The organism is Methylobacterium sp. E-046 (genome assembly GCF_022829625.1).
In the GTDB taxonomy this organism is placed as follows: Bacteria; Pseudomonadota; Alphaproteobacteria; order Rhizobiales; family Beijerinckiaceae; genus Methylobacterium; species Methylobacterium longum.
In genome coordinates this window covers 1-20690 of record NZ_JAKSYP010000172.1, presented here as the reverse complement: position 1 = coordinate 20690, position 20690 = coordinate 1, and the positions used below count along the sequence as shown (strand labels likewise).

Annotated in this window: 20 protein-coding genes; 6 read left to right on the top strand and 14 right to left on the bottom strand. The window is 71.5% G+C overall.

Going from position 1 to position 20690, the window contains the following annotated elements; all coding sequences use genetic code 11:
* Positions 1-6: 6 nt before the first annotated feature.
* From MKK82_RS15865 to MKK82_RS15830, 8 genes are all read right to left on the bottom strand, one after another.
* On the bottom strand, positions 7-1401 hold the full coding sequence (locus MKK82_RS15865; protein ID WP_243986252.1) for a dihydrolipoyl dehydrogenase: 1395 nt from the start codon (positions 1399-1401) through the stop codon (positions 7-9).
* A gap of 153 nt (positions 1402-1554) precedes the next feature.
* A complete protein-coding gene (gene truB / locus MKK82_RS15860; RefSeq protein WP_243986251.1) occupies positions 1555-2607 on the bottom strand; it encodes a tRNA pseudouridine(55) synthase TruB in 1053 nt (350 codons plus the stop codon).
* A 53-nt stretch (positions 2608-2660) separates the two neighbouring features.
* Complete coding sequence (rbfA, locus tag MKK82_RS15855; RefSeq protein ID WP_238286841.1) at positions 2661-3089, bottom strand: 30S ribosome-binding factor RbfA; 429 nt, start codon at positions 3087-3089, stop codon at positions 2661-2663.
* Between the two features lie 103 nt (positions 3090-3192).
* The gene (gene infB, locus MKK82_RS15850) at positions 3193-6129 is read right to left on the bottom strand and encodes a translation initiation factor IF-2 (protein ID WP_238286842.1); all 2937 of its coding nucleotides are present in this window, start codon (positions 6127-6129) and stop codon (positions 3193-3195) included.
* 76 nt (positions 6130-6205) lie between these two features.
* The gene (locus MKK82_RS15845; RefSeq protein WP_243986250.1) at positions 6206-6928 is read right to left on the bottom strand and encodes an RNA-binding protein; all 723 of its coding nucleotides are present in this window, start codon (positions 6926-6928) and stop codon (positions 6206-6208) included.
* 22 nt (positions 6929-6950) lie between these two features.
* On the bottom strand, positions 6951-8576 hold the full coding sequence (gene nusA, locus MKK82_RS15840; RefSeq protein ID WP_243986249.1) for a transcription termination factor NusA: 1626 nt from the start codon (positions 8574-8576) through the stop codon (positions 6951-6953).
* A gap of 67 nt (positions 8577-8643) precedes the next feature.
* Positions 8644-9408 carry a ribosome maturation factor RimP gene (rimP, locus tag MKK82_RS15835; protein WP_238286845.1) on the bottom strand — a complete coding sequence of 255 codons (765 nt, stop codon included), beginning with the start codon at positions 9406-9408 and terminating at the stop codon, positions 8644-8646.
* Positions 9409-9734: 326 nt separating this feature from the next.
* Positions 9735-10745 carry an aldo/keto reductase gene (locus MKK82_RS15830; protein ID WP_238286846.1) on the bottom strand — a complete coding sequence of 337 codons (1011 nt, stop codon included), beginning with the start codon at positions 10743-10745 and terminating at the stop codon, positions 9735-9737.
* A gap of 205 nt (positions 10746-10950) precedes the next feature.
* Between MKK82_RS15830 and MKK82_RS15825 the strand changes: the two genes are divergently transcribed.
* The 3 genes from MKK82_RS15825 (at position 10951) to MKK82_RS15815 (ending at position 12790) form a co-directional block, all read left to right on the top strand.
* Positions 10951-11868, top strand: coding sequence for a sulfite oxidase heme-binding subunit YedZ (locus tag MKK82_RS15825; RefSeq protein WP_238286847.1), 918 nt, complete (start codon positions 10951-10953; stop codon positions 11866-11868).
* A 44-nt stretch (positions 11869-11912) separates the two neighbouring features.
* Positions 11913-12308 carry a hypothetical protein gene (locus tag MKK82_RS15820; RefSeq protein WP_238286869.1) on the top strand — a complete coding sequence of 132 codons (396 nt, stop codon included), beginning with the start codon at positions 11913-11915 and terminating at the stop codon, positions 12306-12308.
* 110 nt (positions 12309-12418) lie between these two features.
* Positions 12419-12790, top strand: coding sequence for a hypothetical protein (locus MKK82_RS15815; RefSeq protein WP_238286848.1), 372 nt, complete (start codon positions 12419-12421; stop codon positions 12788-12790).
* Between the two features lie 169 nt (positions 12791-12959).
* Here the strand turns inward: MKK82_RS15815 and MKK82_RS15810 are convergent, their stop codons facing one another.
* Both MKK82_RS15810 and MKK82_RS15805 read right to left on the bottom strand, forming a co-directional pair.
* On the bottom strand, positions 12960-13136 hold the full coding sequence (locus MKK82_RS15810; RefSeq protein ID WP_238286849.1) for a hypothetical protein: 177 nt from the start codon (positions 13134-13136) through the stop codon (positions 12960-12962).
* Between the two features lie 137 nt (positions 13137-13273).
* The gene (locus MKK82_RS15805) at positions 13274-13672 is read right to left on the bottom strand and encodes a DUF4174 domain-containing protein (protein ID WP_238286850.1); all 399 of its coding nucleotides are present in this window, start codon (positions 13670-13672) and stop codon (positions 13274-13276) included.
* 124 nt (positions 13673-13796) lie between these two features.
* On the opposite strand from MKK82_RS15805, the gene MKK82_RS15800 reads away from it, so the two are divergent.
* The gene (locus MKK82_RS15800) at positions 13797-14843 is read left to right on the top strand and encodes an NADP-dependent oxidoreductase (RefSeq protein WP_279603055.1); all 1047 of its coding nucleotides are present in this window, start codon (positions 13797-13799) and stop codon (positions 14841-14843) included.
* Between the two features lie 168 nt (positions 14844-15011).
* Positions 15012-15587, top strand: coding sequence for a single-stranded DNA-binding protein (gene ssb / locus MKK82_RS15795; protein WP_243986248.1), 576 nt, complete (start codon positions 15012-15014; stop codon positions 15585-15587).
* Between the two features lie 524 nt (positions 15588-16111).
* On the opposite strand, the gene MKK82_RS15790 is transcribed toward ssb, so the two are convergent.
* Positions 16112-16990, bottom strand: coding sequence for an SDR family oxidoreductase (locus tag MKK82_RS15790; RefSeq protein WP_238286853.1), 879 nt, complete (start codon positions 16988-16990; stop codon positions 16112-16114).
* Positions 16991-17270: 280 nt separating this feature from the next.
* Complete coding sequence (locus MKK82_RS15785) at positions 17271-18080, bottom strand: exodeoxyribonuclease III (RefSeq protein ID WP_238286854.1); 810 nt, start codon at positions 18078-18080, stop codon at positions 17271-17273.
* Between the two features lie 160 nt (positions 18081-18240).
* Here MKK82_RS15785 and MKK82_RS15780 point away from each other — a divergent pair, with 160 nt between their 5' ends.
* Complete coding sequence (locus MKK82_RS15780) at positions 18241-18981, top strand: lysophospholipid acyltransferase family protein (RefSeq protein WP_238286855.1); 741 nt, start codon at positions 18241-18243, stop codon at positions 18979-18981.
* A 9-nt stretch (positions 18982-18990) separates the two neighbouring features.
* Here MKK82_RS15780 and MKK82_RS15775 read toward each other — a convergent pair whose 3' ends face one another.
* Together MKK82_RS15775 and MKK82_RS15770 are read right to left on the bottom strand one after the other, a co-directional pair.
* Positions 18991-19902 carry a LolA family protein gene (locus tag MKK82_RS15775; RefSeq protein WP_238286857.1) on the bottom strand — a complete coding sequence of 304 codons (912 nt, stop codon included), beginning with the start codon at positions 19900-19902 and terminating at the stop codon, positions 18991-18993.
* Between the two features lie 277 nt (positions 19903-20179).
* On the bottom strand, positions 20180-20690 hold a 511-nt coding region (locus MKK82_RS15770), incomplete at its 5' end, for a DNA translocase FtsK (protein WP_279603054.1).

Here is a 20690-nt window from a genome sequence, read left to right as displayed (position 1 = left end):
ACACGTTCAGTGTCCCGTTGTGCCGTGCAGGATCTCCGTCATGACGCTCCGAAACCCCTCCTCCACCGTCGGATGGTAGATCGGCCGGTCTCGTACGTCCTGCGCGGTGCGCCCGTCGCCGATCGCGTAGGTGAGGAGGTGCGCGAGGTGCTCCACGGCGGGACCGAGCATCTCGCCGCCGAGCAGCCGCCCGGTTCGATCGGCCCAGATCCGCATGCCGCCGTGATTCAGCCCGTCGACCCGGGCGCGGCCCTGATCGGAGAAGTCCACCGCTCCCACGACGCGGCCTCCGGCAGCCGGATCGTAGGGCTCGCCCACCCGCGCGGCCTGAGGATGCGTGAACACCATCGCGAGGCTCGTCCACGGCGCGGCCGCCGCCACGGCGCGTCCGGCGGCCAGTGCGGCGGCGTTCGTGCCGGCGATCGAACCCTGGCGGCTTGCCTCGTGCAGCACGGGACGCCAAGCATCAGCATCCCCCGCGATCAGGATCGGCGCCCCACCGCAGACGAGGGCGCGACGGTCGAAATCCGGGATTCCATCCGCGCCGGGACGCAGGCCGGCCGCCTCCAGGTCCAGCGCCCCCAGGTTCGGCGACCGCCCCGTGGCGGCCAGGACCCGCGACGCCCGCGTGACCTGCTCGCGCCCGTCGCGCCCGGTCCAATGGAGACGCACGCCGTCGCCGTCCGGCGCAGCGGCGTGGACCTCCGCGCCGAGATGCAGATCGAGCTCCGCGCCGAAGATCGCGGCTGCCTGGCGCGCCAGATCGGGGTCGGCGAGGCCCGCGACGGTGTCGCCCGCGTCGATCACCGTGACGGCGACGCCGAGCCGCGCCATCGCCTGCGCGATCTCGATGCCGACCGCACCGGCCCCGAGGACCACGAGGGAATCCGGCAGATCCGCGATCTCGAACAGGGTGTCGGTGGTCAGGCACCGGTCGCCGAGCTCGCGCAGCGGCCCGGGCACGATCGGGCTCGATCCGGTGGCGATGACGGCGGCGCGGAAGCGGACGCACGTGTGATCGTCGATGGCGAGGCTGCGCCCGTCCCGGAACCGGGCGCTGCCGGCGATCCGATCGTCGCCGGGCAGCACGTCCAGCCCATCCCGCACGCCGCCGACGAACCGGTCGCGCTCGGCGCGCAGACGCGAGAGGACGGCGCGGCCATCCACCACCACGCCCGATACCCGGATACCGAACAGGTCGGTGCTGCGCGCCGCGTGGGCGGCCGCGCCCGCCGCGATCAGAAGCTTGGAGGGCATGCAGCCCACCCGGGCGCAGGTGGTACCGCCGGGGCCGCGCTCGATCAGCACGGCACGGACACCGGCGTCAGCCGCCGCGCGATACGCGGCGATGCCGGCCGTTCCGGCGCCGATCACCGCCACATCGTAGTCAAGCTCGCGCATCGTCGACCCGGATCACCCGCCCGGGCCAAAGTTCCACGGCCCAGGTTCGTTCCGCCTGCGCCGACGCGCCTCAGGTGGAGGCCAGGATGCCCGGCCCGATGCGCGGCCGGCCACGCCCGGGGCCGCGCACGGCGCCGCGGTCCGGCGCTGGGGTCAGGCGCTGCGGTTCGGGGCGGTGCCGCCGAGGTGGAACACCCTGTGGGGCACCAGTTCGCCGCGCTCGACGTCGCCCACGGCGACCAGGATGCCGGCGCAGGTGGCGAAGGCCTTGCCCTCCACGGGGGCGTCGCGGCCCCGCAGGATTACGGGTTGGCCGCGCATCAGGCGCAGACCGAGGTCGCGGGAGACCGCCACCTCCGGGATCGCGTCGAGGGCTGTCTCCACCGGGCGCAGGTGAGCGAGAGCGGCCTCGGGGCTGTCATCCGTGAGGGTGCCGACCGGGCAGGCCTCGGCTTCCGAGAAGGGGCCGACACGGGTGCGGCGCAGGGCCGCGACGTGGCCGTAGCAGCCGAGCATGCGGCCGAGGTCGCGGGCGAGGGCGCGCACGTAGGTGCCCTTGCCGCACTCCGCCTCGAGGACGGTGCGCTCGCCGTCGTGCTCCACCACGGCGAGGCGATCGATCTGCACCGGCCGGGCGACGAGTTCCACCACCTCACCCTCACGGGCGAGGTCGTAGGCGCGCTCACCCTGAATCTTGATGGCCGAGTAGCGCGGGGGCACCTGCTCGATCGCTCCCACGAAGGCCGGCAGCGCCGCCTCAACCGCCGCGCGGTCCGGGCGGGCGTCACTGTTGGCGACGGCGCGTCCCTCGGCATCGTCGGTGTCGGTCTCAACGCCCCACTGGACCGTGAACCGGTAGGCTTTGCGGCCGTCCATGACGAAGGGGACCGTCTTGGTCGCCTCGCCCAGCGCGATCGGCAGGATGCCGGAAGCCAGCGGATCCAGGGTGCCGGCGTGACCGGCCTTCTTGGCGTTGAAGGCACGCTTCACCACCGCGACCGCGTGAGTCGAGGTCATGCCGACATGCTTGTCTAGGATGACCCAGCCCGAGACGTCGCGGCGCTTGGGCCGGTCGGGCCGCGGCCCGCGCTGCGGGCGTCGTCCTTCCGGGTCCCGGCGCTCGGCGTTCGGGCCCACCGTTAAACCCACGGTCGAGGTCAAGGCCGGGCGCTCACCCTGCGGCTGGTCTTCGGTGGAAACCGTCATGTCCTCGCGTCCCCCGGAGCTGCGCCCCGTCCCTTTTCGTTTGGTGGTCGGGATCAATGCCCCGGTCCGGTCTCCGGTTCGTCGTCATCCCGGCCGTGATCGAGATCGCGCTGCACGCGCTCGTCCCGCAGCAGCCTGTCGATGCGCGCCGCCTCGTCGAAGGTCTCGTCGCGCCGGAAGCGTAGCTCCGGCGCGAATTTCAAGTTCACGCGCCGCGCCACCTCCTGGCGCAGCACCTTCCGGTGACGCTCCAGGGCGGCGATCACCGGCGCCTCGTCAAGGCCGCCGAGGGGCATCACGTAGGCGGTGGCGAGCTTCAGGTCCGGCGACATCCGCACCTCCGGCACGGTCACGACATGCGTGCCGAGCACCGGATCCTGGATGTCGCCGCGCTGGAGCACCTCGGCGAGGGCGTGGCGGATGAGTTCGGCCACGCGCTGCTGACGCTGCGAGGGGCCGGTGGGGGTTGGTTTCTGGGCCATTCTGTCTCGGCGGGCGCCCAGGGGGCGGCCGGCTCACGTCTGAAAAAACAAAGGACGGCCGCGGCGGGTGCCGCGGCCGCCCTGTCCGGACGGGTCCGGACGATCAGAGCGTGCGGCGGATCTCCTCGACCCGGTAGCACTCGATCACGTCGCCCGCGCGCATGTTCTCGAAGTTCTCGAAGGCCATGCCGCACTCCTGGCCGGAGGTGACTTCCTTCGCGTCGTCCTTGAAGCGCTTGAGGGTCTTCAGCTTGCCCTCGTGGATCACCACGCTGTCGCGGATGAGGCGAACATGGGCGCCACGCTCCACGATACCGTCGGTGACGCGGCAACCCGCGACCTTGCCGACCTTCGAGACCTCGAAGACCTCCTGGATGGTGGCCTCGCCGAGGCGCTCCTCCCGCAGGGTCGGCGGCAGCATCCCCGACAGCGTGGCTTTGATGTCGTCCACGAGGTCGTAGATGATGTTGTAGTAGCGGATGTCGATCCCGGCCCGCTCGGCGGCCTCGCGGGCCTCCTTGTGGGCACGCACGTTGAAGCCGATCACCACCGCCTTCGAGGCCTGAGCCAGGGTGACGTCCGACTCGGTGATGCCGCCGACACCCGACAGGAGGATGCGGGCCGCGACCTCGTCGTTGCCGAGCTTCTCCAGGGCGCCGGAGATCGCCTCGACCGAGCCCTGCACGTCGCCCTTGATGAGGACCGGCAGTTCCTTGCGGCCGGCGCCCTCCTTCAGGTCGCGCATCATGTCGACGAGCGAGCGGTTCGCACCGCCGGTCCGCGCGGCGAGGCGCTCGCGCTTCTGACGGGCACGGTACTCTGTGACCTCGCGGGCGCGGGCCTCGTTGGGCACCACGATCACGCGGTCGCCGGCGTCGGGCGTGCCGTTGAAGCCGAGAACCTCGACAGGAACCGACGGGCCCGCGTACTGCACGTTCTCGCCGAGATCGTCGATCAGGGCGCGCACGCGGCCCCACTCGGCGCCCGCCACGACGATGTCGCCGGTGAAGAGGGTGCCGCGCTGGACCAGGACCGTCGCCACCGGGCCACGCCCGCGGTCGAGCTGGGCCTCGATCACCGTGCCTTCGCCGTCGCGCTTCTCGTTGGCGCGCAGGTTCATGATCTCGGCCTGGATCTGGATGCCGTCCAGCAGTTCCGACAGGCCGGCACCGGTCTTCGCCGAGACCTCGAATTCCAGGGTCTCACCGCCCATCGACTCGACCTGGATGTCGTGCTGGAGCAGCTCCGTGCGGACCCGCTCCGGCTTCGCATCCGGCTTGTCGATCTTGTTGACCGCGATGATCATCGGGACGCCTGCCGCCTTGGCGTGCTGGATGGCCTCGATGGTCTGGGGCATGACGCCGTCATCGGCCGCGACCACGATCACCACGATGTCGGTGACCTTGGCGCCACGGGCACGCATGGACGTGAACGCCGCGTGGCCCGGGGTGTCGATGAAGGTGACCATGTCGCCGGACGGGGCCGCGACCTGATAGGCGCCGATGTGCTGGGTGATGCCACCGGCCTCGCCCTCGACGACGTTTGCCTTGCGGATCGCGTCGAGCAGCGAGGTCTTGCCGTGATCGACGTGACCCATGATCGTGACCACCGGCGGACGGGGATCGAGATCCTCCTCCAGATCCGGCTCGTCGGACGACAGACCTTCCTCGACGTCCGACTCGGCGACGCGCCGCACCGTGTGGCCGAGTTCCTCGGCGATGAGCTGGGCGGTGTCCGAATCGATCACGTCGGTGATCTTGTGGATCTGGCCCTGCTTCATCAGCATGCGGATCACGTCCACGGCCCGCTCCGACATGCGGTTGGCGAGCTCCTGGATGGTGATCGTCTCGGGGATCGTCACCTCGCGGGACAGCTTCTCTTTCTGTTCGACGTGCCCACGCCCGCTCATCCGCTGCTGGCGGCGGCGGAACGAGGCGACGGAGCGCGTGCGCTCGTCCTCACCCGACGTCGCGGTCGCGATGGTCAGACGGCCGCGGTTCCGGTCGCCGCCCGGCGACTTCGGCGTCTTGGGCGGCGTGATGATCTTGAGCGGCATGCCGGGCCGCCGGATCACGCGCTTGGTCTCGGACTCGTCGTCGTTGGTCTGGGCGCCGCGCCCGGGCGCGGGACGGGCTGCGGCCGCACCGGCGGGACGCGCGGCGGTCGCCGGCGTGGCGCTCTTCTCCGGCTCGGGCGCCGGAGCGGGACGGGCCATGAAGTTGAGGTCGCGGGGCTTGCGCGAGTCGGCCGTGATGGTCTTGCGCGGCTCGCCCGTCGAGGGCCGCGGCGTCAGCGGCGGACGCGGGGCGGCAGGCGCCGCGGCGGGCGCGGCACGCGCGGCGGCCGGACGCGGGGCCTCGGCGGGCTGGCGGGCCGGAGCGGCCGGACGGGCTGCCGCCGCCGAACGAGCCGGCGCGGCTGCGGTTTGTGCAGGCGCCTGGGCCAGGCGCGCCGGCTCAGCGGCGGCAGCTTCGGCGGGCGCCGGGGCTGTCGGAGCAGCCGGGGCGGGAGCGGCAGCGGCAGCCGCCGCGGCCTTGGCGGCCTCGGCCGCTTCCGCAGCGGCGGCCGCAGCGGCAGCCTTGCGCTCTTCCTCCTCGCGACGGCGAGCCTCAGCGGCCTCGCGCTCGCGGCGAGCCCGGGCTTCTTCCTCCTGGCGGCGCGCCTCGGCTTCGGCCTCGGCCTTGCGGCGGGCCTCCGCCTCGCGGCGCTGCGCATCGGCGAGGGCGGCGGCGCGGGCGGCGCTCTCCTGCTCGCTCAGCGTGCGCAGGACGACGCCCGAGGCCGGCCGCTGGGCCGGACGTGGGGCCGCCGCCGCGGGCGCGGCCTGGGCCGGACGCGGGGCGGGCGCAGGCTCGCGGGCTGGGGCGGCCGGTGCCGCGCCGATGACGCGGCGCTTCACCGTCTCAACCACGACCTGCTTGGAGCGGCCATGGGAGAAGCTCTGACGCACGGTGCCCGCCTCGATCGGCCGCTTGAGGGACAGCGGCTTCGGGGAAGTCCTGTTCAGAGTCTTGTCGCCCGGGTTGTTCGTATCGCTCATTCAGCCTGAACCCTGAGGGTTTCCATCGTCCCGTGAACCGACGCCCGGTGGCGCCGGCCAAATCCATCCTGCGTCGTCAACGTGAGGCTTGGTCGATCCGGCCGATTCGGGCTAGATCGGGCTCCTCGGTCGCCGCAGCAGCGCTCTCGAAGGAGCGTAGCCGACGCCAACGCGACAGGCAGCCGGCGGCTCCGGCTCCTGCGACGAGCGCAGCGTGTATCACATGACCCCGACCCAAGGCCATGTCCAATTCGTCTTCGGACAGGTCATCGATGATCGGGATCCTTGACATGGCCTCACCGTGACGCCGGTGCAAGGCCGACGCGATCTTCCGCCGGCCGTCCGGACTGGCCTCCGAGGCGTGAATCACCGCGATCGCCCCGGGGTGGCCGCGGATGGCGGCCTCCACCTTCGAGAAGCCCGCAACGATGCAGCCGGCCTTGTTGGCGAGCGCGATGGCCTGTCGCAGGTCGTCGCGCAGGGCCGCGACGATCCTGTCCGGAAGATCCGGCGCGGCCGGGGTCGGCCCCTTGAACGCCCGCGAGAACAGGTTCTTGCGCACCGCCAGGGCGACGACGTCCCGGCGGGCGCTGACCCAGGCTCCGCGACCCGGCAGCTTGGCGCGCAGGTCCGGCACGACGCTGCCGTCCGGCCCGCGCACGAAGCGGATCATCCCGTCCGGCGCCTGCGTGACGCGCGTGACGATGCAGGTCCGCTCAGGCGCGCGGCGGCCGGGGCCGGCATCGAGCCCCGGGGCCTCCGGGCCCTCTTCGGGCAGGGTCGTGTCGGCCGCGACCATGGCGCCTCCGCGCGCTCCCGGTTCAGGCCTCGGCCTGGGCCGGGGCGGACTCTTCGCCCTCGACTCCCTCGGCGCCGTCCTCGGCCTCCGGCTCCGGCAGAGCCTCGATCCAGCCGGCCTTGAGGCGGGCGGCCATAATCAAGCCCTCGGCCTCGGCACGGGACAGGTCGAACCCGTCGAGGTAGCCGGCGTGACGCACGGCCTCGGGGCCGCGACCTTCGGTGTAGCCGACGAGATCGTCGGTGGCGCAACCCGCCAGATCCTCGACGGTCTTCACGTCGTTCTCGCCGAGTGCCACCATCATGGGTGTCGTGACGCCCTCGATCTCGCGCAGCTCGTCGGCGACGCCGAGTTCGGTGCGGCGCGCGTCGTGCTCCTGCTCGATCCGGGCGAGGTGATCCTGCGCGCGCGCCTGGATCTCGGCGCCGGTCTCCTCGTCCAGGCCCTGGATGCCCGACAGCTCCTGGGTGTCGACGTAGGCGATCTCCTCGACGTTGCGGAAGCCTTCCGCGGCGAGCAGCTGGCCGACGGTCTCGTCGACGTCCAGCGCCTCCATGAACACCTGGGTCCGCTCGGCGAATTCCTTCTGGCGGCGCTCCGACTCCTCGGCCTCGGTGAGGATGTCGATGTCCCAGCCGGTGAGCTGGGAGGCGAGCCGCACGTTCTGGCCGCGGCGGCCGATGGCCAGCGACAGCTGGTCGTCCGGCACCACCACCTCGATGCGGTCGGCCTCCTCGTCGAGTACCACCTTCACCACCTCGGCGGGCTGGAGGGCGTTGACGATGAAGGTCGCCTCGTCTTCGGACCACGGGATGATGTCGATCTTCTCGCCCTGGAGTTCGCCGACCACCGCCTGGACGCGGGATCCGCGCATGCCCACGCAGGCGCCCACCGGGTCGATGCTGCCGTCGCGGGAGATCACCGCGATCTTGGCGCGGGAGCCCGGGTCGCGGGCCACCGCCTTCACCTCGACGATGCCGTCGTAGATCTCGGGCACTTCCTGGCCGAACAGCTTGGCCATGAACTGCGGATGCGAGCGCGACAGGAAGATCTGCGGTCCGCGCACTTCCGAGCGCACGTCGAACAGGTAGGAGCGGATGCGGTCGCCCGGCCGGAAGGTCTCGCGCGGGATCATCTCGTCCCGGCGCACGATGCCCTCGCCGCGGCCCAGATCCACGATCACGTTGCCATACTCGACCCGCTTGACGATGCCGTTGAGGATCTCGCCGATGCGGTCCTTGTACTCGTCGAACTGGCGGGCGCGCTCGGCGTCGCGCACCTTCTGGACGATGACCTGCTTGGCCGACTGGGCGGCTACGCGACCGAAGTCGAACGGCGGCAGGGTATCGGAGATCACGTCGCCGACGAGTGCGCCCGGGTTGTAGCGGCGGGCCTGATCCAGGGTGATCTCGCGGGCGTCGTTCTCGACCTGATCGACCACCAAGAGGTGGCGCGAGAGGCGCAGCGCCCCGGTCTTGTTGTCGATCTCGGCGTGGACATCCGTCTCGGCGCCGTAGCGGGAGCGGGCCGCCTTGGCGATCGCCTCCTCCATCGCGTCGATCACGATGGAGCGGTCGATCACCTTCTCGCGGGCGACCGCATCGGCGATCTGGAGGAGTTCGAGCCTGTTGGCGCTGACGACGGCCATCGGTGTCGGTCCTTCTCTTCCGTCAAATCTTCGGGACGGCCGCGCGTGGACGGCCGTCGCGGGGGTCTCAGTGCAGGGAGTCACGGTCCTTGAGCCGGGACGCCTTGGTCACGATCGGCTTCTTGGGACCGGTCCGGGCCGGGTGTTTGGGCTTGGCCGCGGGACTGGCCTTCTTCGGCCCCTGCGGCCGGAAGGGCGCGCGGGCAGGCTCCGCCGCGCGCTCCTCGACCGGTTCCGCATCTTCGGCCTCGTCGGCCTCGTCCTCGGCGGGCGGACCGCCGCGGCGGAGCGATTCGCGGATCAGTTCGTCGGTGAGGACGAGATGGGCCTCGGCCAGGTCCCTGAGCGGCAGGTCGATGCGGCTCGGCAGGCCTTCCTTCACGTCGGGCAGATCGATCGGGACGGTGAACCCCGCCGGATCCGGCGCGCCGAGGATGCCGCGGAAGCGCTTGCGCCCGTCGAGGGGCGGGCTCAGCTCGACCTTGGCCTCGTAGCCGACCCAGCGGGCGAAATCCGAGATCCGCACCAGCGGCCGGTCGATCCCCGGCGAGGAGACCTCGAGGTTGTAGGCGCCCCCCACCGGATCGTCGACGTCGAGGATCGGGGAGATCGTCCGGCTCACCGCCTCGCAATCCGCGATCGTGAAGGTGCCGTCCGGCCGCTCCGCCATGATCTGCACGGTACAGCCGTTGATGTTGTTGACCTTTACCCGCACCAGCCGGAAGCCGAGACCCTGGAGAGGCCCCTCGATCGCCTGCGCGACGCGCGCGGCGACACCGGCCTCGCGGACGAGGCGCTTCTCGGACAGATCCGCTTCGATCTCGGACGACATGGGTTTGAGCGCGCAACCTTCGCGGCGTTCTGCCTGGCCCGCCCGCGGCGTACGGCCTCGTGCGGCGAGGGACGGTGCGGCGAAAAAAAAGAGCGGACCCGGTGGGGCCCACTCCCGAACCGCAGCCTCTCGACTGCCATCAGAACTGATGGAGGCTAGATAGCGACCCTTTGCCGGGAGCGCAAGGCGGATCGGATGCGCCGCGGGGACCGGGTCTTCCAAATCTCGCCCGCATCCTGAGGCGCCGCAGCGCAGCGGAGGCCGCGGCTCGCCGCGCGCACCTCCGATGCGGGGAGATCGACGACGCCCCCCCGCCTCCAGCATCGTCAGCCGCTGCGCGGCACCCGCCCCTCCAGCGGATAGGCCGGATCGTTGTAGCCCGGCGTCGTCGGGTGACCCGCGGCCACGAACCCGTCGACCAGCGCCTCGTCCTCGGGGGTGAAGGCGTAGTCGAGGGCGCTGAGATATTCCTGCCACTGCGCCTCCGTGCGCGGTCCCGCGATGACGCCGGTGACGAGGCGGTTGTTCAGCACCCAGGCGGTGGCGAACTGGCCGGCCGTGATACCCCGCGCCTCGGCGTGCTCCCTGAGCGTCCGGGCGATCCGCAGGGATTCCGGCCGCCACTCGGTCTGCATCATCCGGGTGTCCTGGCGGCCGGCGCGGGACTCGGCCGGCGGCGGGGCGTCGGGATCGTACTTGCCGGTGAGCACGCCGCGGGCAAGCGGCGAGTACGGCACGACACCGAGCCCGAAATGGGCGCAGGCCGGCAGGTGCTCGGTCTCGGGCATGCGGTTGAAGGCGTTGTAGTAGGGCTGGCTCACCACCGGCCGGTCGATCCCGATCTCGTCGCAGATCCGGCAGATCTCGGCGACCCGCCAGGACCGGTGGTTCGAGACGCCGAAGTGGCGGATCTTGCCGGCGCGGACGAGGTCGGCCATCGCCCGCACGGTCTCCGCGAGCGGCGTGTGGTGGTCCTCCTTGTGGAGGTAGTAGATGTCGATGAAGTCGGTGCCGAGCCGGCGCAGGCTGTCCTCGGCGGCCTTCATGACGTGGACCCGCGAGAGGCCGCCGTCATTGATGCCGGGCCCCGTCGGGTTGGCGACCTTGGTGGCCAGGATCCAGGCGCTGCGCTCGGACCTGATCGCCCGGCCGGTGATCTCCTCGGAGCGGCCGTCCGTGTAGACGTTGGCCGTGTCGATGAAGTTGATCCCGGCCTCCCGCGCGCTGCCGACGATGCGGCCTGCGGCGGCCTCATCGGTGGGCCCGCCGAACATCATCGTGCCGAGGCAGATCGGCGAGACCTTGAGGCCGGAGCGGCCGAGATTGCGGTACTGCATGGGATCCATCCGGTGTCCGTCGCCACGCTATCTCGCCGCCGGGGCGGCGTGGTCAACCACGCAGGTGAACGCATCCCCGTAACCGTCACGCATCCGCGGCGAACCGACCCGCGACGGCACCGATGGCCGGACACGGCCGTTCCCGCCGCGGGCGCGACCGGATTGCCACCGCCATCCCGTCGACGCATGCCCTGTTCGAGATCCCATGATTGATCGCTTGGCCATCCCCCTCCCCTGGCTCGACCGGGCCGGCCGCCTCTCCTGGCTGAAGCTCGCGGTGTTCGCGGGCTGCGTCGCACCGGCGCTGTACCTCGCGGCCGCCTACCGGCTCGATGCCCTGGGCGCGAAGCCGATCACCGCGCTGATCCATGCCACCGGCGAGTGGGCGGTGCGCATCCTGCTGTTCTGCCTGGCAATCTCGCCGCTGCGCCGCATCGCCGACTGGCCGAAGGTCTTGGTCGTCCGGCGGATGCTCGGCGTCGCCGTGATGGCCTACGCGGTCGCCCATCTCACCCTCTACGCGGTCGACCAGAACCTGATCCTCACCAAGGTCGCCTCGGAGATCGCGCTCCGGCTCTACCTGACCATCGGCTTCGTGGCGCTGATCGGCCTGATCGCCCTCGGGCTGACCTCGACGGACGCGGCGATCCGCAATCTCGGCCCGAACTGGCACCGGCTGCACCGGCTCGTCTACACGATCGCCGTGCTGGCGCTCGCCCACTACTTCCTGCAATCGAAGATCGACGTGACCGATCCGGTCTTCTCGGCCGGCCTGTTCCTGCTGCTGATGGGCTGGCGGGTGATGCGGCGGTTCAAGTGGCCCGAGCGGCCCTGGTCGCTGCTTCTCCTCGCGCTGCTGGCCGGCCTCGTCACCGCGGGGTTGGAAGCGGCCTGGTACGGGTTGGCCAGCGGCGTCCCGGCCAGCCTCGTCCTCGCCGCCAACCTGGACTTCTCGGGGCCGATCCGGCCGGCCTGGTGGGTGCTGGGGATCGGGCTGCTCCTGCCGGTCGCGGCCCTGGTGCGGCGCCCGCGGGTACCCTCGGCCGGACCGGCGCCGGCCCGGCGGCCCGCCACCGAGGCCCGCGCCCCGCGTGTGCAGGAGCCCTTGTCGCCGCCGGCGTGATGCCGCAGAACCCGCACCCGGCCCAGCGGAGCTTCCAGGACGACATGCGCGGCACGCTTCTCCTGATCGCGGGACTGCTCGCACCGAGCGTCGCCCTCGCGGCGCCGCCCGCGACACCACCGGGCGCGACCGCGAAACCGGCCGCCAAGGCGCCCCCGGCCGCGGCGGCGCCGGCCGTCGCGGCCTGCACCCCGCCCGAGCCGCCACCGGCCTCCGTCCGGCCGACCAAGCCGGCCCTGCCGGAGAAGCCCGCCTGCCTCGACGCCAAGGCGGGCTGCCCGGGCTGGGAGGCCTACAGCTACAACGACGCGATCAAGGCCTATAACCTGCAGGCGCAGGCCTTCCGGCCGATCGCCGAGGCCTACCTGCAGAAGCTCAATGCCTACGTGAAGGCGAGTGCCGAATACGCCCAGTGCGAAGTCACCGCGATGCAGAAATAGCCGGCTGAACGGAAGCCGACACGGACCTGCGGCGGCGGTTCAGGTGCCTCGGTGCAACCTCCGGAGATGATGGCCGCGATCCCCGTGTGCCCGATTCCGCTGAGGCCCCCGTGCCCGCCCGTCGCCTCCTCGCACGCACCGGACTCCTTGCCCTGCTCCTCGCCGCCGGCCCGGCGCTGGCCGCCGATTTCGGGGGGCCCTATACGCCGCCCGGCTATGGCGGTCCGCCTCAGGAAGACGAGCCCGAACGCGGCCCCCCGCCGCCGCCGCCGCGGCGCGAGCCTGAGTTCCGCGGCCCCCGTTTCACCGCCGCGCCGCCCGAGCCGTGCCGGGAATTCGTGCGGCGCCGGTTCGATCCGGACGGCGCGCCGGTGCTGCGCCGTGTGCGGGTCTGCGACGAGCCGGCCTTCGACCGCGGCCCGCCCCCTCCGCCGCCGCCGGAGGACATCCCGCCCCGCCGCTGGGGCGGACCGCGCTGGTAGGATGGACCTTGCGGCACCCGGTCGGTGCCTCGGGGCTTCCATCCCCGGCGGAGCGAGGCAATCCCTTCGGCGCCGCGCCGAGTGACATCGCCCCGCTCCGGATCGCGTCGCTTCGCGCGTGATGACGGCCAGGACCGCCTCAGCCGAAGGTCCCGACCGGAAGGCGACATCAGATGCGCGCCGGCGCCTTCTTCAGCGCCGCCGCGAAGGCCTTGAGCTGGCGGTTGAGGTCCGCCAGCTCGTTCAGCGCGATGGTCTTGTGGCCGTCGCGGACCGCGCGATCGATGTCCTCGACCTGCGAGGCGACGAGGCGGCGGATGGCGGTGGCAACTTGTTGTCGGGTCATCGATTCGAGCGTCTCGTGCGTGCGTCCTGGCGGGCCTCGACAGACGGCCGGAATCGGGCCGTCGACACGGTTCGGTGATAGGGCGGTAGGCTTAACCGTTGGTGTCCGCACCCGCCCGGCGCACAGGGATTCCGGTCCTATCGGCGCCCCTGCATCTCGGCGCGCCGCATCGGCATCGCGTCGATCGTGGCGAACAGCGTCTGCGGTGGGATCGGCGTGTCGGCGGCGAGCTTGGCGCCCCCGTCCTTCCCGATCAGGACCGCGCGGAAGCGGTCGGCCGGCAGGCCGAGCCGCGCGCGCAGAGCCAGCGCCCCGGCCCCGGAGCCGATCGCTTCCAGCACCACGAGGTCGCGCTCGGCGACGCTGGCGCGGGCGGCCCCCAACGCGGCCCGCTGGGCCCTCAGCTGCGCATCCCCGCCGTCGGGTGCCGACAGGACCAGCACCCGGGCGCGGTCCCGATACCTGTCGAGCGGGCCGGCCGAGGCGGCCCCCGCCGTTAGGATCGCCAGGCCGAGCCCCAGTGTCGTCCGCCGCATGCAGCCGCTCCCCGCTCAGGAGATCGGACAACGCACGATCCGGCCCGGAGATCGCCGCCGCGCCTTTGCCGCAGCCGCCTCGCGCCCCAGATCGGAGGCGGCATCCAGCATCCGGGAGTCTGCCATGACCGAGTCCGCCACGACCGAGTCCGCCACGATCGCCATGAACCGCCGCATCGTCCTGGCCTCGCGCCCGCACGGCGAGCCGCGCCCCGAGAACTTCCGTCTGGAGGAGGTGCCGGTACCGCGTCTCGGCCCGGGGCAGGTCCTCCTGCGCACCCGCTGGCTGTCCCTCGACCCCTACATGCGCGGCCGGATGAGCGACGCCAAATCCTACGCCGCCCCCGTGGAGATCGGCGCGCCGATCACCGCCGAGACGGTGGGCGAGGTCGTCGCCTCGAACCACCCGGACCATGCCGTGGGCGCCCTCATCACCGCCTTCGCGGGCTGGCAGGACTACTTCGTCACCGACGGAAAGGGGTCACGCAGGGTCGATCCGGCCGCGGCGCCGCCCTCGACGGCGCTCGGCGTGCTCGGGATGCCCGGCATGACCGCCTATACCGGGCTTCTCAACATCGGCCAGCCGAAGGCCGGCGAGACCGTCGTGGTCGCCGCCGCTGCCGGTCCCGTAGGCTCCCTCGTCGGGCAGATCGCCAAGCTGAAGGGCGCCCGCGCCGTCGGGATCGCGGGCGGCCCGGACAAGTGCCGCTACCTCACCGAAGAACTGGGCTTCGACGCCGCCATCGACCATCGCGGCGCCGATCTGCCCGTGGCTCTGGCCGCCGCCTGCCCCAAGGGCATCGACGTCTACTTCGAGAATGTCGGTGGCGCAGTCTTCGCCGCCGTGATGCCGCTGCTCAACCCCTTCGCGCGGATCCCGGTCTGCGGCCTCGTCTCGGGCTACAACGCCACCGAGGTGCCCCCCGGCCCCGACCGCCTGCCGGGCCTGATGCGCTCGGTTCTCACGAACCGGCTGCACATCCAGGGCTTCATCGTCTGGGACTTCGCCGATCAGGCGGAGATCTTTCGCCGGGAGGTCGGCGGCTGGATCCAGGAGGGCCGGGTCCGCTACCGCGAGGACGTGGTGGAGGGCCTGGAGAAGGCACCCGAGGCCTTCGTCGGCCTGTTGAAAGGCCGGAATTTCGGAAAGCTGGTCGTGCGGGTCTCCTGACCGAGGCTTGCTGCCGCTCAAGAACAGATATAGAACATAGAGATCCGTCGGCGCTGCGGAAAGCGGGCACAAGCCCGCTCCGCAGGTTGCCGCTCCGGAAGCCCGGGCGCATGGTTCACGCGCCTCCGGGCAGATGCCCAGTGAGATCCGTACGGTGAGGAGAGAGCGATGGCGGGCAGCGTCAACAAGGTGATTCTGGTGGGCAATCTCGGGCGCGACCCCGAGATGCGCCGCCTCGGCTCGGGCGATCCGGTGTGCAATCTGCGGCTCGCCACCTCCGAGTCGTGGAAGGACAAGGCCTCCGGCGAGCGCAAGGAGAAGACCGAGTGGCACTCGGTCGTGATCTACAACGACAACCTCGCCCGCGTGGCCGAGCAGTACCTGCGCAAGGGCTCGAAGGTCTACATCGAGGGCCAGCTCCAGACCCGGAAGTGGACCGACAATTCCGGCGTCGAGAAGTACACCACCGAGGTGGTGCTCCAGCGCTTCCGGGGCGAGATGACGATTCTCGACGGGCGTGGCGGTGGCGGCGGAGACTTCGCCGGCGAGGAGGAGGGCGGCGGCCAGATCAGCCGCGGCGGCGACTTCGGCGGTGGCCGGGGTGGTGACCGCGGGGGCGATTTCGGCGGCGGCCGCGCTCAGGGCGGCGAGCGGCGTCCGGCCCCGGCGTCCTCCGGCAACGGCAATGGCGGCGGCGGTGGCGGACGCGGCGGCTACGACCTGGACGACGATATCCCGTTTTAGGTCGTTCCATCGGCGCGGCGACAGGGCCTGCGCAGGATACACCAACGACAGGCTCTAAGTTCAGACCCGCCGCGCCCCGCGTGGCGGGTCATTCTTTGGAACCAGGCTGCTATCCGCCGGTGCCGGGCGCGCCGTCGGGCATCGCAGACCCACTGCGGGCATCGCATCCGGGGCCGGGCGCGCCGGCGGCATACCGTCGGTCCGGATGTCGCAGACCGAACCCGTAGATCGGTGACGCTGCGCGTAGCCAGCAGCCGGACGAGCCTGACTCCACGATCCGACATCACGACGGCGACCACAGGAAAGGGTCGACACCCCGTCATGATGGCCGGCGCCGCGGCCTTCAGCCGCCTGGCGTGGCCGATCCTCCGGCTGCTGACCCACGCCGCGCCGACCTACGTGCCGGCCGGCGAGGTTCTCCATGCGGATGCTGTCCGTTGCCGGCGGTCCCCTCGGAGCGATGCGGACCGCGTTGTTCAGCCAGCGCGCCGCTCCGCCCCTGCGTCGTCCGCGATCGGGCGACCTCAGAGCATCGGCAGGCCGCCGGTGACCGGCACCAGGGCGCCCGACATGTAGCTGCCCTCGCGGGAGGCGAGCAGCACGTAGGCCGGCGCCAGTTCCGCCGGCTGGCCGGCGCGGCCCAGCGGCGTCTGCGCGCCGAGCTGCTCCATCTCCTCCGGGCTCTTCACGATGGGCTGGATCGGCGTCCAGACCGGCCCGGGGGCGACGCAGTTCACCCGGATGCCCTGCGGGGCGAGGAGGTTCGACAGGCCGATGGTCAGGCTCGCGATGGCGCCCTTGGTGGCAGCGTAGATCAGCATGTTCGGGCCGGCGACCTTCGCCTGCACGCTGGTGCTGTTCACGATCGCCCCGCCCGGCTTCATGTGCGGCACCGCCGCCTGAGCGAGGTAGTACATGGCGAACACGTTGGCCCGGAACGAGCCCTCGATATCGGCGGCCTTCAGATCGCCGAGGCCGTCGTTGACCACCTGGGCGGCGGCGTTGTTCACGAGGATATCGAGGCGCCCGAAGATTTCCACGGTGCGCGCCACGAGGGTCCGGCACTGGGCCTCGTCGCAGATGTCGCCCGGGAGCAGCAGGCAGCGGCGCCCGGCCTTCTCCACCCAGGCCCGCGTCTCCTCGGCATCCTCCTGCTCGACCTCCAGGTAGGAGATCGCGACGTCGGCGCCCTCCCGGGCGTAGGCGATCGCCACCGCCCGACCGATCCCCGAATCACCGCCCGTAATCAGCGCGGCCTGACCGGTGAGGAGGCCCTTGCCGACATAGCTCTGCTCGCCGTGGTCCGGCCGCGGCGTCATACGCGTGGTCAGCCCCGGGCGGGGCTGCTGCTGGTCTCCGGGAAAGGGCGGGCGCGGGCCTGCCTCGCGCGGATCGTCGGTCATGGGCTGCGGCTCCTGGCGGCAGGGTCAACGGGACCTGGTGCGGCCCGCAAACCCCGCCGCCTGCGCCCGACCGTCACAACCCCGCGAACGGGGCGGATGGACGCCGGATCAGAAGGCGCGGTTCCGGTTGGCGTGCGGACCGCCGTAGCGGCGACGCAGGTAGGACACCACCTTGGGGAGGATGAAGGCGATCAGGATCTTGCGCATCGGGCAGCTCGCGTCACGGGTTTGTGAGCGAGCAATGCGTGGCCCGCATCGCGGTTCCGCTCCGAGCGCCGGATCAGAGTTCGAGCGTCAAGGTTACCGGGGCGTGATCCGACGGTCGCTCCCAACCCCGGGCCGCGCGCAGCACCTCGACCTTGCGGACCGTGCCGGCGAGATCCGGAGAGACCCAGGCGTGATCGAGCCGCCGGCCCTTGTCGACCGCGGCCCAGTCGGGGGACCGGTAGCTCCACCACGTGTAGATCTTCTCCGGCTGGGGCGTGAGATGGCGCGCCGCGTCGATCCAGCCCGCCTCCCCGCGCAGAACCTCCAGCGCCTCGGTCTCGACCGGCGTGTGACTCACCACGTCGAGGAGCTGCTTGTGCGACCAGACGTCGTGCTCCAGCGGCGCGACGTTGAGGTCGCCGACCAGGATGGCCGGACCGGAGACGCGCTTGCCGCCCCAGGCGCGCAGCTCGCTCAGGAAGTCGAGCTTGTGGGCGAATTTCGGATTGAGGCCGCGATCCGGAACGTCGCCGCCGGCCGGCACGTAGAAGTCATGCAGCACGATACCGGCGGCCGCCCCGGCCTCCGGCCCGAGCACCGCCGAGATGTGGCGGGCATCCGGCCGGTCGCAGAAGGGCATCACGCTCCGGGTGTGGAGGGGAAAGCGCGAGAGGATCGCGACGCCGTTATAGCCTTTCTGGCCGGCGAACATCACGTGCTCGTAGCCGGAGCCGCGCAGGGCCTTGAGCGGGAAGGCGTCGTCCGGACACTTCGTCTCCTGGAGACAGAGCACGTCGGGTGTGTGCTCGGCGAGGAAGCGCAGCACTAGGTCGATGCGCAGGCGCACCGAGTTGATGTTCCAGGTGGTGACGGTGAGCTGCACGGGCTGAGCCGGGGTTCGGACGGTGTTGCGCTCCGATAGCCGATTTCGCGTTCCGCGACAGTCCGCTCGTCGCAGCGGCCCCGAAATGCCGTGCGTCCCCTCCCGGCAGGCGCTATGTCCGTGCCCTGCCCTCTCCCGGGCCCCTCGTCGAGGCCCTGCCATGGCACATGCTCGCTCGCTCCTGTTCGCCGCCTATTGGGCGGCCTGGACGACCCTGTTCCTCGTGCCGCTGGCGATCTTCCTCCTGTCGGGGAGCCCCGAGCGGCCGATCCGGCGGGCGACGCGCCTCTGGGCGCGGGGCATCCTGGCCGGGCTCCGGAGCATCGTCGGGCTGCGCTACGTCGAGGAGGGGCGCCATCACCTGCCGGACGAGCCCTGCCTGATCGTCGCCAACCACCAATCGACCTGGGAGACCCTGGCCTTCCTGGTGCTGGTGCCGGACGTGGCGATCGTCGCCAAGCAGGAATTGCTGGCGATCCCGGTGGTGGGCTGGTTTCTGCGGCGTTCGCCGATGATCGTCATCGACCGCGCCAACGGCACCCAGGCCCTGCGCACCATGATCGACCAGGGCCGCGCCGCCGTGGCGGCCGGCCGGTCTGTCCTGATCTTCCCCGAGGGCACCCGCGGCGACATCGCCGCGCCCCTGCGCTTCAAGCGCGGCGTCGAGTTGCTCTACGGCCGACTCGGCCTGCCGGTGGTGCCGGTGGCGCTGAATTCCGGACTGTTCTGGCCGGGCGGTATGGCCACCCGGGCCGGGACCGTGGTGGTGAGCTACCTCGCCGCCGTCGCCCCGGGCCTGCCGGCCGCCGAGTTCCTGCACGGGACCGAGGCGGCGATCGACCGGGAGCTCGACCGCTGGCGGGAGCCCGGCCTCGGCGGGATCGGCGTACGGGCGGCGTAGAGGCGTCGCTTACTGCTGCGACTGCTGGATCTGCTGCTGCATCGCCTTGTCGGCGGCGCGGCCGTAGTTGATGAAGAACACGCTGCCGTCGACGCCCTTGCCCTTCTGCAGGTTCGAGAGCTGCACGGTGGTGATGTAGCCCTGCGGGTCGGTGATCCGCCACTGCGACAGGGTCTTCACCTCGGGATCGAAGAACAGCTGGATCTTCGAGGTGCCTCCGAGGGTGGCGCGATCCTCCAGGCTGATGCGCACGCCGCCCGCGTCGTTCGCCACGTCGGTCACGGAGAGGTCGCGGGCGAGATCGATCTTCTCGCGCAGCAGGAATTTCAGCGGCGTCTGCGCGATGAAGTAGAGGTCCTGCGTGTTGAGCTTGCGGTCGCGCACCGCCACGGAGGTCCCGTCGGCGATCACCTCGAGGGGCGAAGGCTGGTCGTAGTCGAAGCGCAGGCGGCCGGGCTTGGCGAGCGTCAGCTTGCCGCCGATCCGCCGTCCGTCCGCGCCGATCTGCATGAAGCTGCCGGTGAGCGTGTTGATCCCGTTGAAGTAGGCGTTGGCCTGGGCGAGCAGCGTCGCGGCATCGGCCGGCTCGGCGGGGGAGACCGCCGTCGGCGCGCCGACCGCCGCGACCTTGGGTTCGGCAGCCTTGTGCTCGGCCTTGTCGGCACCCTTGCCGGCCTTGAGGCTTCCGGTCTTGGGGGCGTCCTTGCCGGGCTCCTTGGCGGCGTCCTTGGCCTTTGAAGCCGGCTTCTTCGCCGGTGCGGGGGCCGGCCGCGCGGCCTCCGGCGGCGGCGCAGGCTCTTCCTTGTGGCCGAACAGGCTGTCGATGAAGGCGCCGACCTGCGCCTCGGCCGGATTGGCGGTCGCGAGCCACAATCCGGCGGCGATCAGGGAGCCGGCTGTGCGGGTGCGGCGGCCGATCATCGGCAGAATCTCCTGAGGAACCGCTGGCGGGCTCCGGCGCCATACTGACGGGTGTACATGAGGGTGGCAGGCTGCCGCGGAACGCGCGCCACCCCGTCCTTGCGAGCGGAGCGAAGCCATTCCCGGCGGCGCGACATCCGGCACCGTGGCGCCGCTGTCCTGCTTGGCTCCGCTCGCAAGGGCGGGACGGTCTTCGCAGCGGCCCGTTAGACCCCCACCCTGTGGCGAAGATGCGACGTCCGGGCCGCCGGCATGGGCAGGCGGCCCGGACCCCGTCTCACTCGTCGTCGTACATGCCGTTCGACATGTGGGCCGCGCCGGCGACCAGGATCTCGCGCTTGCCGGCATGGTTGGCCGGGCCGACGATGCCCTCGATCTCCATCCGCTCCATGATCGAGGCGGCGCGGTTGTAGCCGATCTGCAGGCGGCGCTGGATGTAGCTGGTCGACGCCTTCTGGTCGCGCAGCACCACCTCGATCGCCTGTTTGTAGAGGTCGTCGGACTCGCCGCCGGTCGCCGCCGCGAAGGCGCCGATGTCGAAGACGGGGGCCTCCTCCTCGGACTCGTCGGAGCGCTCGGCCCTGTCGGCCGGGACCGCCTTGCCTCGGCCGGACCGGCCACCTTCCTTGGCGGGCTCCTCGGGCGAATCGTCCGCGGTGACGGCGTCGAGGTAGCTGGGTCGGCCCTGGCGCTTGAGGTGGGCGACCACGGTCTCGACCTCGCTGTCCGAGCAGAACGGCCCGTGCACGCGCGTGGTGCGCCCGCCGCCGGCCATGAACAGCATGTCG

Coding starts and splice junctions, on each gene's coding strand:
- MKK82_RS15865 (WP_243986252.1), bottom strand. CDS start 1,401: ATGCGCGAGCTTGACTACGATGTGGCGGTGATCGGCGCCGGAACGGCC.
- MKK82_RS15775 (WP_238286857.1), bottom strand. CDS start 19,902: ATGATCGGCCGCCGCACCCGCACAGCCGGCTCCCTGATCGCCGCCGGA.
- MKK82_RS15825 (WP_238286847.1), top strand. CDS start 10,951: ATGATTGATCGCTTGGCCATCCCCCTCCCCTGGCTCGACCGGGCCGGC.
- MKK82_RS15830 (WP_238286846.1), bottom strand. CDS start 10,745: ATGCAGTACCGCAATCTCGGCCGCTCCGGCCTCAAGGTCTCGCCGATC.
- infB (WP_238286842.1), bottom strand. CDS start 6,129: ATGAGCGATACGAACAACCCGGGCGACAAGACTCTGAACAGGACTTCC.
- MKK82_RS15845 (WP_243986250.1), bottom strand. CDS start 6,928: ATGGTCGCGGCCGACACGACCCTGCCCGAAGAGGGCCCGGAGGCCCCG.
- MKK82_RS15780 (WP_238286855.1), top strand. CDS start 18,241: ATGGCACATGCTCGCTCGCTCCTGTTCGCCGCCTATTGGGCGGCCTGG.
- MKK82_RS15820 (WP_238286869.1), top strand. CDS start 11,913: ATGCGCGGCACGCTTCTCCTGATCGCGGGACTGCTCGCACCGAGCGTC.
- MKK82_RS15810 (WP_238286849.1), bottom strand. CDS start 13,136: ATGACCCGACAACAAGTTGCCACCGCCATCCGCCGCCTCGTCGCCTCG.
- MKK82_RS15805 (WP_238286850.1), bottom strand. CDS start 13,672: ATGCGGCGGACGACACTGGGGCTCGGCCTGGCGATCCTAACGGCGGGG.
- MKK82_RS15800 (WP_279603055.1), top strand. CDS start 13,797: ATGACCGAGTCCGCCACGACCGAGTCCGCCACGATCGCCATGAACCGC.
- rbfA (WP_238286841.1), bottom strand. CDS start 3,089: ATGGCCCAGAAACCAACCCCCACCGGCCCCTCGCAGCGTCAGCAGCGC.
- ssb (WP_243986248.1), top strand. CDS start 15,012: ATGGCGGGCAGCGTCAACAAGGTGATTCTGGTGGGCAATCTCGGGCGC.
- MKK82_RS15790 (WP_238286853.1), bottom strand. CDS start 16,990: ATGACCGACGATCCGCGCGAGGCAGGCCCGCGCCCGCCCTTTCCCGGA.
- nusA (WP_243986249.1), bottom strand. CDS start 8,576: ATGGCCGTCGTCAGCGCCAACAGGCTCGAACTCCTCCAGATCGCCGAT.
- rimP (WP_238286845.1), bottom strand. CDS start 9,408: ATGTCGTCCGAGATCGAAGCGGATCTGTCCGAGAAGCGCCTCGTCCGC.
- truB (WP_243986251.1), bottom strand. CDS start 2,607: ATGACGGTTTCCACCGAAGACCAGCCGCAGGGTGAGCGCCCGGCCTTG.